Genomic DNA, 13,009 nt, shown 5'->3' on the forward strand with positions numbered 1-13,009 from the left:
GGCCGGTCCCAGCCCGGCCGAGGCGGAGCAGGACACAACTCCATGAACCACCATGTGGCCGTCCTAGGCGCCGTGTAGACGCAACGCCCCGAGCACGGTGTCCAGAACAGCCACTGCCCCCGCCTTGTCCAGCGGATCGTTGCCGTTCCCGCACTTCGGCGACTGGACGCAGGACGGGCACCCCGTCGGGCACTCGCAGGAGACGATCGCCTCCCGCGTTGCGGCCAGCCAGGGGACAATCGCGGCATAACCGCGTTCGGCAAATCCCGCACCCCCGGGATGGCCGTCATGCACGAACACCGTCGCCTCCCCGGTGTCTTCGTGCCACGCGGTACTCACCCCGCCGATGTCCCACCGGTCGCACGTAGCGAACAGCGGTAGCAGGCCGATCGCCGCGTGCTCGGCGGCATGCAGGGCACCGGGGACCCGTGCCGGAACCAATCCGGCACCCCCCGGTGCCCTGCCACCCTCGTGAGCGGGCCCCCGACCGCTCGCCTGGGTCTCCTGCCCGGTCCCCACCGGCCCCGCACCTTCGGTCCCCACCCGATGGCCCCCGGTCCCCGCCTCGCCATCGCCCGAAACGCCGGAGCCACTCGCGGCCGGGTTGCCACCCGCAGCTGCGGAGCTCCCGGCCGAAGCCGCGAAGTCGCCCCCGTCGCTGGACTCGCTCACGGCTGCGGCGTAAGCCGAGCCGCTGGCTGCAGCCGAGGAGTGGCTCGCAGCCTGAGGTGAGTCATCAGCCGCGGTGCTGCCGGCAGCCGAGCTGCTGGCCGCAGCCGAGGCGTCGGCCGTCCGTGCACCCCCACGCCAGCCCCGCCCGGCATCAGCCGCCGGCCCCAGCAGTTCCGCCGAGACCGTGTACCAAACCGCTCGCGTCCGCAGGCTCTGCTCCGGCAGGTCCAGCGGCGTGTGGTCCAGCACCTCCCCGGACGGCCGCCTCCGCAAATACCCCACCACCTGCGACGTCACCGCCACCTCGCCGAGGCACACGCTCACCCCGCCGTAGTCCTGCTTCTCCTGGGTGCTCAACACCGAGATGTCCACGACCTCGCGCGGCGTCGTCGTCCAGTCCGGGTTCTCCGCGTGCACCAGCGCCAGCCCCGTCTCCAGGTCCAGCTCGTCGACGACGTACGACGACCCCTGGTGCAGGTACACCGCTCCCGGGTGCACCGCGTAGCAGGCCGAGCCCGGGTCGACCGTGCCCAGCATCCGGCTCGAGTCCGACTCGACCACCGCGATCTGCTCGCCGCCCGTTCCGCGGATGCCGACTTCGGCGTGCGGGCGATCCCGCGAAGTCCAGTACCAGCCGCTCGACCTGCGTCGCAGCAGTTTCTGCTCGGCCAGCTCGGCCAGCACCTCCAGGGCCGCCGGGCCGCCGAACGCCTCCAGCTCTGGCACCGTCAGCGGCAGCTCGGCCACCGCGCACGCCAGCTGCGGCGCCAGCACGTACGGGTTCGTGGGATCCAGCACCGCCGTCTCGACGGGCCGGGAAAGCAGCGCCGCCGGGTGGTGCACCAGGTACGTGTCCAGCGGGTCGTCCCGCGCGACGAACACCACCAGCGCCGAGTCGCCCGACCGGCCCGCTCGCCCGGCCTGCTGCCAGAACGACGCGAGCGTGCCCGGGTAGCCCGCCAGCACCACCGCGTCCAGCCCCGCGATGTCGACACCCAGCTCCAGGGCGTTCGTCGTCGCGACCCCCAACAGCCGCCCCGACAACAACGCCGCCTCGAGCGCCCGACGCTCCTCCGGCAGATAGCCAGACCTATACGCCGCAACGGTTTCCGACAGCACCGGGTCCACTTCGGACAGAATACGACGCGCCCCCAGTGCGGCCAGCTCCGCGCCCCGCCGCGACCGGATGAACGCCAGCGACCGCGCCCCCTCCAGCACCAGGTCGGCGAGGATCCGCGACGTCTCCGCGCCGGCCGGCCGGCGGACCGGCGCGCCGTTCTCCCCGGTCAGCTCGTCCAGCAGCGGCGGCTCCCACAACGCCACCGTCCGGGCGCCGCGCGGCGACGCGTCCTCCGTCACCGCGACGCACGAGACGCCCGTCAACCGCGAAGCGAACGAAGCGGGCGAAGCCGTCGTCGCCGAAGCGAGCACGAACACCGGCGAAGCGCCGTAGTGCTCCGCCACCCGCCGAAGCCGGCGAAGCAGCAACGCGACGTGGGAGCCGAAGACGCCGCGATAGCTGTGGCACTCGTCCACGACCACGTACCGGAGGCGCCGGAAGAACGTGGCCCACCGGCCGTGCGCCGACAGGATGCCGCGATGCAGCATGTCCGGGTTCGTGAACACCCAGTTCGCGTGCGCGCGCACCCAGTCGCGCTCCGCCATCGGCGTGTCCCCGTCGAACGCCGCCGCCCGTACCCCGGATACGTCCAAAGAGGACACGGACCGCAGCTGGTCCGCGCCCAGCGCCTTGGTCGGCGACAGGTACAGCGCGTTCGCCTTCTCGCCCGCGGCCAGCCGGGACAGCACCGGCAGCTGGTACGCCAGCGACTTGCCCGACGCCGTCCCGGTCGAGATCACGACGTGCCGGCCCTCGTACGCGTGCGAAGCCGCTTCGGCCTGGTGAGCCCAAGGCGCCGAAACGCCGCAGTCACGCAGCGCAGCGATAACCGCCGGATCCGCCCACGACGGCCACTCTGCGTAGCGCGCAGCGCGGCCCGGCAGGTTCGCGACGTGCGTAACCGGGTGCTCGCGCGACGGGATGCCGGCGGTCACCCGCCTCAGCAGCCGCTGCCCACGTGATTCGTCCACCCGCCGAGCTTGGCACAGGGGTACGACAGTTCCGCCCATCCCCAGCTGCGGCAACGGATCGGCGAAAGGGTGATCGATCAAGTGAGGAGGCTCACAAGGTAACGGAATGTACCGTCCCCGGGACGGCGTGAAGACGCTGGTTGCGATACCAATACACTCCCGCAATCCACACCCTCTGTGGTGAGCGTCATGTGAGACGTGCATTGCTGCCCGGCTAGCGTGTCGCTCGGTACAGGGTCCATGCCAGCGCCGGCCGTGTCGAACCCCTCGGCTTGCCGTCGACGTTGGCGCTCGGCGACGTCTCATGGAGGACGAATGTCACGGCAGTTCCTCGCGGAGGGCGGCGGAAATCTCGCCCTCTCCGGAGGTGGCTACACGATTGTCGGTGTAGTCGCCGTGGTCGCGCTTGCCGCACTCGTCATCGGCTACGTCCTGCTCAAGGAGGTGCTGGCCGCAGGCCAGGGCACCGCCAAGATGCAGGACATCGCCAAGGCGGTGCAGGAAGGCGCGGCCGCGTACCTCAAGCGGCAGCGGAACACCCTCGCCATCTTCGGCGCGATCGTGTTCCTCCTGCTCTTCATCCTTCCCGCGGACGACTGGAACGAGAAGATCGGCCGTTCGATCTTCTTCCTGGTCGGCGCGGGATTCTCGTTCGCGATCGGCTACCTCGGCATGTGGCTGGCGACGCAGGCGAACCTGCGCGTCGCGGCCGCGTCGCGTGAGGAGGGCGGGCGCGAGACGGCGATGCGCGTCGCGTTCCGCACCGGTGGCGTGGTCGGCATGATCACCGTCGGCCTCGGCCTGTTCGGTGCCGCGGTCGTCGTGCTGGTCTACACCGGCCAGGCGCCCAAGGTGCTCGAGGGCTTCGGCTTCGGCGCCGCCCTGATCGCGATGTTCATGCGTGTCGGCGGCGGTATCTTCACCAAGGCCGCCGACGTCGGCGCGGACCTGGTCGGCAAGGTCGAGCAGGGCATCCCGGAGGACGACCCGCGCAACGCCGCCACCATCGCGGACAACGTGGGCGACAACGTCGGCGACTGCGCCGGCATGGCCGCGGACCTCTTCGAGTCCTACGCCGTCATGCTGGTCGCCGCGCTGATCCTGGGCAGCACCGCCTTCGGCGTGCACGGCCTCATCTTCCCGCTGATCGTGCCGGCCATCGGCGTGATCACCGCCGTCATCGGTGTCTACATCACCAAGGCGCGTGCGGGTGAGGGCGGTCTCGTCACGATCAACCGCTCGTTCTACATCTCCGCGGTCATCTCCGCCGTGCTGTCGGCGATCGCGGCGTTCGTGTACCTGCCGAGCAGCTTCCGCGACTTCGGTGCGGAATTCGCCGGCAAGACGGGCAACCCGGCGGTCATCGCGACCATCGCGGTGATCATCGGCATCGTGCTCGCGGCGGTCATCCTCAAGCTGACCGGGTTCTACACGGGCACCGAGTACAAGCCCGTCAAGGACGTCGGCCAGACGTCGGAAACCGGTGCGGCGACGGTCATCCTGTCCGGCATCTCGATCGGTTTCGAGTCCGCTGTGTACACCGCTCTCGTGATCGGTGCCGCCGTGTTCGGTGCGTACCTGCTCGGTGGCGGCGTCGCGCTGTTCGCCGTCGCGCTGGCCGGCACGGGCCTGCTGACCACCGTCGGCGTCATCGTCGCGATGGACACCTTCGGCCCGGTTTCGGACAACGCGCAGGGCATCGCCGAGATGTCCGGTGACGTCGACGAGAAGGCCGCGCAGATCCTCACCGAGCTGGACGCGGTCGGCAACACCACGAAGGCCATCACCAAGGGCATCGCGATCGCCACCGCGGTTCTCGCCGCCACGGCGCTGTTCGGTTCCTACTCGGACGCGATCACGAAGGCGATGGGCGTCGGCGGTGACTTCATCGCCAACATCGTCGGTCCGGCGACCCTGGTCGGCGTGATCATCGGTGCGGCCGTCGTGTTCATGTTCTCCGGTCTCGCGGTCAACGCGGTGTCCCGGGCCGCCGGCGCGGTCGTCTACGAAGTGCGCCGCCAGTTCCGCGAGATCCCGGGGATCATGGAGGGCACCACCCGTCCCGAGTACGGCCGGGTCGTCGACATCGTCACGCGCGACTCGCTGCGTGAGCTGACGACGCCGGGTCTGCTGGCGGTGTTCGCCCCGATCGCGGTCGGGTTCGGCCTGGGCACCAGTGCGCTCGCCGGTTACCTGGCCGGTGCGATCGCCTGCGGCACGCTGATGGCGATCTTCCTCGCGAACTCCGGTGGCGCGTGGGACAACGCCAAGAAGCTGGTCGAGGACGGCAACCACGGCGGCAAGGGTTCGGCCGCGCACGAAGCCACCATCATCGGTGACACCGTGGGCGACCCGTTCAAGGACACCGCCGGCCCGGCGATCAACCCGCTGATCAAGGTGATGAACCTGGTTTCGGTGCTGATCGCGCCCGCCATCGTGCAGCTGACGGTCGGCGACAGCGCCAACACCGCCGTGCGCATCGTCATCTCACTGGTCGCGGTCGCCGTGATCGTGGCGGCGATCGTGGTGTCGAAGCGCCGGGGGACGGTCCTGACGGACACCCCGTCCGAGATCACGGCCTGACGAAGAAACATGTTCCGGGCCCGGCACGCTGCTGCATCGCGTGCCGGGCCCGGGCATGCCGTCCCAGAAAGGCCCGGCGACTTGCGAAGCAGCACCGAGTCGGTACCGTCTGGGCTGCCGGGGCGAGGTCGGGCGGGAGGTACGCGGGTGCGGCAGCGGTCGACCGTCTTCGCCGCGCTGACCACGACGATCGCCTTCTGCCTCGCCGGGTGCGGGCAGCCGTCCGCGGTGCAGCCACCGCCACGGGACCAGGATCTGCCGGTCACGACCGTGGTGCCCCAGGCCGATCCGGCCGCCAGGTGGGCGGACAGCTACTGCGACGCCGTGACGCACCTGGTCCGCACGCTGGCGGCGCTCCCCGCCGTCGATCCGAGCACGCCGCAGAAGGCGTCCCGGACCTCCAGCGACCTGCTTTCCTCCGTCGTCGGCGGGCTCGACCAGAGCCTGGCCGGGCTGAACGCGCTCGGCGCGCCGCCGGTGCCGTCGGCGGACGCCGGCCGCAAGGACGTCATCCGGCAGTTCGCCGAAATCCGCGCCCAGGCCGAGAACGCGCGGCAACGCATCGAGGCGGTTCGCGGCAACGCGCCGGCGACGAAGGCCGCCCTCGGCGAGGCCAAGGCGGCGCTCGACCGCATCGACGCGCTCGACTACCTCAAGGGCCTCAAGGACGTTCCGGCCCTGGTGGCGGCGGAACAGCGGGCTCCCTCCTGCCGCCGGCTGGATCAACCGGCCGGCTGAACATCGTCGTGACGCTCGCCACGAATCGAACTTGTGTTCTAGTATAGCGCGGTGGATCGGACGATCTCGCTCTTCTCCGCCGAGGCCAGCGGGCCGGGCCTGGGCGACCTGGCCGGCCTGTTGTGCTGCCACGGCCAGATCACCGGCTTCGGGCGCACCGCCGCCCGGCTGTCGGTGGTCGTCGAGGAGCCGTGGCGCGCCCACGTCCTGGCGCGCGAGTTCCGCTGCCGCGGCGCGGACGCCCAGGTGTCGAAGGCCGACTGCGGCCGCCCGCAGGTGCGGACGTCGTTCCGGGTCGACCTGCTGCCGCTGGCGCTGCGGTGGCTGCGGGAGGGCTGCGCGGGCCCGGTCGAGGACGACTCGGGCAAGGCGGTGCCGGACGGGTTCCGGCTGAGCGGCGCGATGCTGCGGATGTGGGTGCTGGCCGGCGGCCGCCCGGGCACGCAGGGCTACCTGCTGGGCGTCGACCCGCTCGCCCCGGACATGCACGAGCGGCTGGTCGCGGCGCTGACGCCGTTGGGCGTCGCGGCGAAGCTGACCGGCCCGAAGGCCGACGTCCCGGCGGTCAGGGTCACCGGGAAACGCCGGCTGGAGGCGCTGCTGGAGCTGATCGGGGAGCCGCCGCCGGGCGCCGAAGCGGCGTGGCCGGGCGCGGCGCCGCAACCGGTTCCGCACCCGGAGGCCGTGACGAGCACGGCCTGACCGGGTGGGCCGCCGCGTCAGGGCCGGGGCAGCGTGCAGCCGGCCTGGGTGAGCGCGATTTCGTTGGCCGCGGTGAGGCAGGCCGGGATGCCGTAGGTCTCCTGGCCGTAGTTCGTCTTGTAGTGCACCGTGACGTTGCCGGCCTGGTCGACCTCGCACGGGTTGTTCTCCGTGCAACGCTCGCCGTCCTCGTTGCCGGTGTTGTTCACGCCGACGACCTTGCCGCCCGAGATGATCGGCGAACCGGAGGTGCCGCCGATGGTCTGGCAGGCGGAGGTGTAGCGGATCGAGTCCTTCCAGGTCCAGCTGCCCTCCTTGAGCCGGTAGACGAACCCGTCGATGTTGCAGGAGTAGATGCGCTTCCAGTAGCCGGAGACGACGTCGATCGCCGCGCCCGCCGCCGGGTGCGCGTTCGACAGCTCGAGCGGCGAGATCCCGTAGCTGGCCTTGATCTGCGCGTAGGTGGTGGTGAGCTGGTAGAGCGACACGTCGGTGTCGGTCATCGTGCCGTAGACGATCTTCTTGGCCCGCAGCGTGGCCTTGTTGCTGCCGCTGGCGGTGAGCAGCGTGAACGTCCGGCTGGAGGCCCGGTTGGTGATCACCTGCCCGGGCCCGGGGAAACCGGTTTCGAGGCAGTGCCCGTTGGACATCACGAGCGCGGGCGCGGTGTCGGGCGTCGCGGCCGGCTTGACCACCGACCCCGAGCAGTTGGACAGGGCCACGGTGCCGGCGAAGTTCGCCGCGGCGGCGTTCGCCGGAGTGACACCCAGCAATACTGTGGCGGTCGCAGCGGTGAACAGGGCGCCGAGCAGGCGTCGGGTCATGGCGGGTCCTTTCGGCTGGACGGGGAAACCAGTGAAGCGGTCACATCCCGCGCCCACCACCGTCGAACGGAGGGTATCCGGACGGTCACGCGCTACGCTGCGCGGGACGTGGCCGAAATCACGTGGCAGGTACGTTGGGGAAACATCGCCGAGGTCAACGGCGATGCGCTGGGCACAGGACCGGCGGCGTGTTGGGCCACCTCCGCGCCGTCCGGGCCGGAACAGCGTGCACACTGGCAGGTCGAGACACGGCCCTGGCAGGGACGTGGTGCAGTCCCGCGGCGGCGGGACGAGATGAGCGGAGAGCAGGACAGCGTGGCAGGAGCACGGACCAAGAAGAACGGAGCCGCGGCGGGCAACGGCGCCGGGCACCGGCGGCTGGTCATCGTCGAGTCGCCGACGAAGGCCCGCAAGATCGCGCCCTACCTCGGCGGCGGTTACGTCGTCGAGTCCTCCGTCGGGCACATCCGCGACCTGCCGCGCGGTGCCGCCGACGTCCCCGCCCAGTACAAAGGCGAGTCGTGGGCCCGGCTCGGTGTCGACGTCGACAACGACTTCAAGGCCCTCTACGTGGTCACCCCGGACAAGAAGTCCAAGGTCACCGAGCTCAAGGGACTGCTGAAGGACGTCGACGAGCTCTACCTCGCGACGGACCCCGACCGCGAGGGCGAAGCCATCGCGTGGCACCTGCTCGAGACGCTGAAGCCGAAGGTCCCGGTCCGCCGGATGGTCTTCCACGAGGTCACCGAGCAGGCCATCCTCGCGGCCGCAGACTCGACGCGTGAGCTGGACGCCGACCTCGTCGACGCCCAGGAGACCCGCCGCATCCTCGACCGCCTCTACGGTTACGAGGTCTCGCCGGTGCTGTGGAAGAAGGTCATGCCGAAGCTTTCGGCGGGCCGCGTGCAGTCGGTGGCGACCCGGATCGTGGTCGAGCGCGAACGCGAGCGGATGCGCTTCACGTCGGCGTCGTACTGGGACATCTCGGCGACGATGGACGCCGGCGAAGAAGCTTCGCCGCGTAACTTTCCTGCGCGCCTGGTCGCCGTCGACGGCGCACGCCTGGCCACCGGCCGCGACTTCGGCTCGGACGGGCAGCTCAAGGCGTCGAACAACGAGATCCGCGTGCTGGCCGAGGCCGACGCGCGGCGCTTGGCCGACGCGCTGAAGCAGCGGGACTTCAAGGTCTCGAGCGTCGAAGAGAAGCCGTACACGCGCAAGCCGTACGCGCCCTTCATGACGTCGACGCTGCAGCAGGAGGCGGGCCGCAAGATGCGGTTCACCTCGGAGCGCACCATGCGGATCGCGCAGAAGCTGTACGAGAACGGCTACATCACCTATATGCGTACCGACTCCACGACGCTGTCGGAGTCGGCGATCTCGGCCGCGCGCAGCCAGGCCACGCAGCTGTACGGCAAGGAGTACGTCTCGCCGTCGCCGCGCCAGTACACGCGCAAGGTCAAGAACGCGCAGGAGGCCCACGAGGCGATCCGGCCGTCGGGCGAGGTCTTCCGCACGCCGGGCCAGGTCGCGGGCGAGCTGGACACCGACGAGTTCCGGCTCTACGAGATGATCTGGCAGCGCACGATCGCGTCGCAGATGGCGGACGCCAAGGGCACCACGATGTCCGTGCGGATCGTCGGCAACGCGACTTCGGGCGAGGAGTGCACCTTCGCCGCTTCGGGCCGCACGATCACCTTCGCCGGCTTCCTCAAGGCATACGTCGAGGCGGTCGACACCGAGACCGGTGGCGAGGCCGACGACAAGCAGAGCCGCCTGCCGGTGCTGGAGAAGGACCAGGCGCTCACCGCGTCGGAGCTGAACCCGGACGGCCACACCACCTCGCCGCCGGCGCGGTACTCGGAGCCGAGCCTGGTCAGCAAGCTGGAAGAGCTGGGCATCGGCCGCCCGTCGACGTACGCGTCGATCATCAAGACGATCCAGGACCGCGGTTACGTCTGGAAGAAGGGCTCCGCGCTCGTCCCGTCGTGGGTCGCGTTCGCCGTGATCGGCCTGATGGAACGGCACTTCGAGCGGCTGGTCGACTACGACTTCACCGCCGGCATGGAGGACGAGCTCGACCGGATCGCCAACGGTGACGAGCAGCGCGGGCAGTGGCTGTCGAAGTTCTACTTCGGCGGCGACATGGGCGTCGACGGCTCGATCGGCCGCCTGGGCGGGCTGAAGAAGCTCGTCGAGGGCAGCGTCGAGGACATCGACGCGCGGGAGATCAACTCGATCCCGCTGTTCAGCGACGAGAACGGGCACACCGTCGTGGTCCGCGTCGGCCGCTACGGGCCGTACCTGGAGCGCGAGGTCGACGGGAACTCGCAGCGCGCGAACCTGCCGGAGGACCTGCCGCCGGACGAGCTTTCGCAGGAGATCGCGGAGAAGCTGTTCGCGACCCCGCAGGAGGGCCGCACGCTGGGCACCGACCCGGTGAGCGGGCACGAGATCGTCGCGAAGGAAGGCCGCTTCGGGCCATACGTGACCGAGGTGCTGCCGGAGATCGAGATCCCCGAGGACGCGACGGCGGCGCAGAAGAAGGCCGCCAAGGCGAAGGCGCCGAAGCCGCGTACGGGCTCGCTGTTCAAGTCGATGGACATCGAGACGATCACGCTGGACGACGCGCTGAAACTGCTGTCGCTGCCGCGCGTGGTCGGCAAGGACCCGGAGTCCGGCGACGAGATCACGGCGCAGAACGGGCGCTACGGGCCGTACCTGAAGAAGGGCACGGACTCGCGTTCGCTCTCGACCGAGGACCAGCTCTTCTCGATCACCCTCGAAGAGGCGCTGAAGATCTACTCGGAGCCGAAGCAGCGTGGCCGGTCCGCGACGGCGAAGCCGCCGCTCAAGGAGCTCGGCGAAGATCCGGTGTCGAAGAAGCCGATGGTGGTCAAGGACGGCCGGTTCGGCCCGTACGTGACCGACGGCGAGTACAACGCGACCTTGCGGAAGGGCGACGAGATCGAGTCGCTGACCGCGGAACGGGCGTCCGAGCTGCTGGCGGAGAAGCGGGCCAAGGGCCCGGCGCCGAAGCGGAAGGCACCGGCGCGCAAGCCGGCTGCGACGACGGCGAAGACGGTCAAGGCGGGGACGACCAAGAAGGCCGCCGCCGCGAAGTCGACCACGACCAAGCGCTCCGGCTCAACGGCCACGAAGGCCAAGTAAGACCGCGTTCCGAAGGCCTCCCCACCAGCTGGTGGGGAGGCCTTCGTCGTCACACCTTCGAGTGACACCTCGAACGGATGTTCGGGAAATTGTCGGTGGTGCCGGGTTTCATGGACGCATGACCAAGACCCCGCACACCGTGCACACGGTGACCACCAAGATCCTCAAGCCGGTCCGGGCGGCGGCCGCCGGCAGTGCCACTGCCACGGACCTGATGGCGTCCCTGCCCGCCTTCGCCGGGCTCGGTCGCGGAGCTGCTCGGCTCGGCGCCGGCCCGCCTGGAGTCCCTCCCGCCGGTGCCGGGCGAGGGGGCGGCCACCGCCCGTTCTGGTGGCCCCCGGAAGCATCGAGAGGCTCGCGGAGTTCGTCGGAGGGCGGGTGCCGGACCATGCCTGAGCCGCTCGCCGACCGCTCACCGACCGATCTCACCCGGTCGAACACATGTGCGAGAAATTGTCGGTGCCAGGGTGTTCAATCAAGGGGTGAGCAACGCAGTCGCCGTCTTCGACGTCATCGACGAGGTCATCGCCCCGCTGTCGGCCGAAGTGCCGGAGCGGCCCTCGGTGATGGAGTTCTACGACCCGGAGTTCGAGATCCCGCCGGTGCTGGCGGACACCGGACCGCTGCCGGGCCGGCGCCCCGCGCCGCCGGCCGCGCGCAGTCTCGCGGACGAGGTGGAGCAGTACACGCGGTTCGTCGCCGGGATGGCCGCGATCGGCCTCGCGCCGGGTGGCGAGGTCACCGCGGAAGCCGTCGGGCTGTACCGGGCGCTGCGTGGCGGCTTCATCCGCGGCGTCGTCACCGGGGTCTTCCCGGCCCGGGCCAAGCCGTGGGAGGTGCGGTTCTTCGGCGACGAGGACTACACCACGGTCCTGCACAAGCTGGGCAACCGCGCGCGGTTGCGGTCGGGGTTCCTCAGCGAGCTGCCGGGCTGGGTGTTCGACGGCCTGCCCGACCGGCCACCCGGGCCGGGCGAGCACCTCCGCATCGAGACCGACGAGCGCGGGCTGATCCCGCGCCGGTGCGAGCGGGCGGTCGAGCTGATCCGCGAATGCGCGGCCCGGCCCCGGCTGGGCACGGTGCTGGTCGACCTCGCGGTGCGCAACGCGATCCTGGCCGAGTACCCGCACGGCGCGTTCGGACTGGTGGACAACGACCTGGGCCGGTACCAGTTCAGCGCCGCCGTGGCCCGGAACGGGCGCTGGACGGTGACGTGGGGTCCCGCGTCGCGGAGCACGGCCGAGCAGTGGATCGTCGAGGCGGTGCAGAGCCATGCGTGAGGAGGCGGGAGTGCGGACGACGGCCGGGGAGGGCGTGGACCGGGTGGTCGAGGCGGCGCCCCGGGACCTGACCGTGCGGGAGGCGATCCTGGCGGCCGCCGAGCTCAACAGCGGCGTCCCGGCGCAGCGGCAGGCGGACGCGCCGCCGGCGTGCCCGGACGAGAGGCGGCGGCATGGCTGACCGCACAGCGGCGCGCGAGCTGCTCGAGCTGGCCGCCGGCCCGGTGCTGGCGGCGATGCCGGACCGCGAGCCGGTCGACCGGCTCTACAACCCGGACGTCAGCGACGACGACATCCTGGTCCACGGCCCGGTGTCGGACGACCCGGCGGACCTGGTGGCGGAGGTCGAGCGGCACGTGGCGTGGGCCGCCTGGATCGACGGCACTCCGTTCGGCGATAACGGCGAGCTCAACGAGATCGGCTTCGAGGTGGTGTCGCTGATGCTGCGCGGTTCGGTCCGCGCGGCACTGTGCGGCGTGTTCGACGGCGGCCCGGAGATGGCGGACATCCGCTGCTACGCCGACGGCGAGCGGGCGTTCATGATGGGCTCCCTGCCCGGCCGCACGGCGATCCACCTGGCCGACTTCGACGAGCTGCCGGAGATGCTGGTGGCGGAGCTGCCGGAGGTCCCGTTCGGCGCCTCACCGCGCGCAATCTGGCTCTCAGTGGACGCCGACGGCCTGGTCCACGACGGCCAGGACGACGACGTGGGCGCGATGCGCGAGCTACTGGCCCGCCCGAGATCGGGAACGGCGGTCCTGGACATGCTGGCCTTCGGCGGCCTGTGCGCAGAGTTCCCGGACCACGGATTCGTCCTGGTGGACACGGACCTGGGCCGCTTCGCCCTGGCCGCCCTGGACCGCGGCGACGGCCGCCGCCAGCTGGTGTTGAGCCCCTTCAGCCGCGGCATGCTCCGCGACTGGTGCCGCAAGATGATCGACCTCGGCC

The 13,009-nt window shown here is 70.7% G+C and carries 9 protein-coding genes; 7 read left to right on the plus strand and 2 right to left on the minus strand.

Annotation, left to right across the window (positions count from 1 at the left end; all coding sequences use genetic code 11):
• Positions 1 to 63 precede the first annotated feature (63 nt).
• A complete protein-coding gene (locus C2L59_RS42545) occupies positions 64 to 2,802 on the minus strand; it encodes a DEAD/DEAH box helicase (protein ID WP_370444830.1) in 2,739 nt (912 codons plus the stop codon).
• 276 nt (positions 2,803 to 3,078) lie between these two features.
• On the opposite strand from C2L59_RS42545, the gene C2L59_RS42550 reads away from it, so the two are divergent.
• The 3 genes from C2L59_RS42550 to C2L59_RS42560 all read left to right on the plus strand — a co-directional run bounded on the left by C2L59_RS42550 (position 3,079) and on the right by C2L59_RS42560 (position 6,786).
• Positions 3,079 to 5,346 carry a sodium-translocating pyrophosphatase gene (locus tag C2L59_RS42550; RefSeq protein ID WP_103355255.1) on the plus strand — a complete coding sequence of 756 codons (2,268 nt, stop codon included), beginning with the start codon at positions 3,079 to 3,081 and terminating at the stop codon, positions 5,344 to 5,346.
• Between the two features lie 147 nt (positions 5,347 to 5,493).
• Positions 5,494 to 6,084, plus strand: a complete 591-nt coding sequence (locus tag C2L59_RS42555) for a hypothetical protein (RefSeq protein WP_103355256.1) — start codon at positions 5,494 to 5,496, stop codon at positions 6,082 to 6,084.
• A 51-nt stretch (positions 6,085 to 6,135) separates the two neighbouring features.
• Positions 6,136 to 6,786 (plus strand): hypothetical protein, encoded by a 651-nt coding sequence (locus tag C2L59_RS42560; RefSeq protein WP_103355257.1) that lies wholly within the window; start codon positions 6,136 to 6,138, stop codon positions 6,784 to 6,786.
• 17 nt (positions 6,787 to 6,803) lie between these two features.
• Here the strand turns inward: C2L59_RS42560 and C2L59_RS42565 are convergent, their stop codons facing one another.
• A complete protein-coding gene (locus C2L59_RS42565) occupies positions 6,804 to 7,610 on the minus strand; it encodes a serine protease (protein WP_103355258.1) in 807 nt (268 codons plus the stop codon).
• 294 nt (positions 7,611 to 7,904) lie between these two features.
• On the opposite strand from C2L59_RS42565, the gene topA reads away from it, so the two are divergent.
• The 4 genes from topA to C2L59_RS42590 form a co-directional block, all read left to right on the plus strand.
• A complete protein-coding gene (topA, locus tag C2L59_RS42570; RefSeq protein WP_199199653.1) occupies positions 7,905 to 10,781 on the plus strand; it encodes a type I DNA topoisomerase in 2,877 nt (958 codons plus the stop codon).
• A 482-nt stretch (positions 10,782 to 11,263) separates the two neighbouring features.
• A complete protein-coding gene (locus C2L59_RS42580) occupies positions 11,264 to 12,061 on the plus strand; it encodes an ESX secretion-associated protein EspG (protein WP_103355259.1) in 798 nt (265 codons plus the stop codon).
• Entirely contained in the window at positions 12,054 to 12,242 is a 189-nt protein-coding gene (locus tag C2L59_RS42585; protein ID WP_103355260.1) for a hypothetical protein, read from the plus strand. Before C2L59_RS42580 ends, C2L59_RS42585 begins: the two co-directional genes overlap by 8 nt.
• Positions 12,235 to 13,009 (plus strand): hypothetical protein (locus tag C2L59_RS42590; protein WP_103355261.1); only part of this gene is annotated, 775 nt, incomplete at its 3' end. The genes C2L59_RS42585 and C2L59_RS42590, both read left to right, overlap by 8 nt.

Source organism: Amycolatopsis sp. CA-128772, assembly GCF_002904295.1.
Classification (GTDB): domain Bacteria; phylum Actinomycetota; class Actinomycetes; order Mycobacteriales; family Pseudonocardiaceae; genus Amycolatopsis.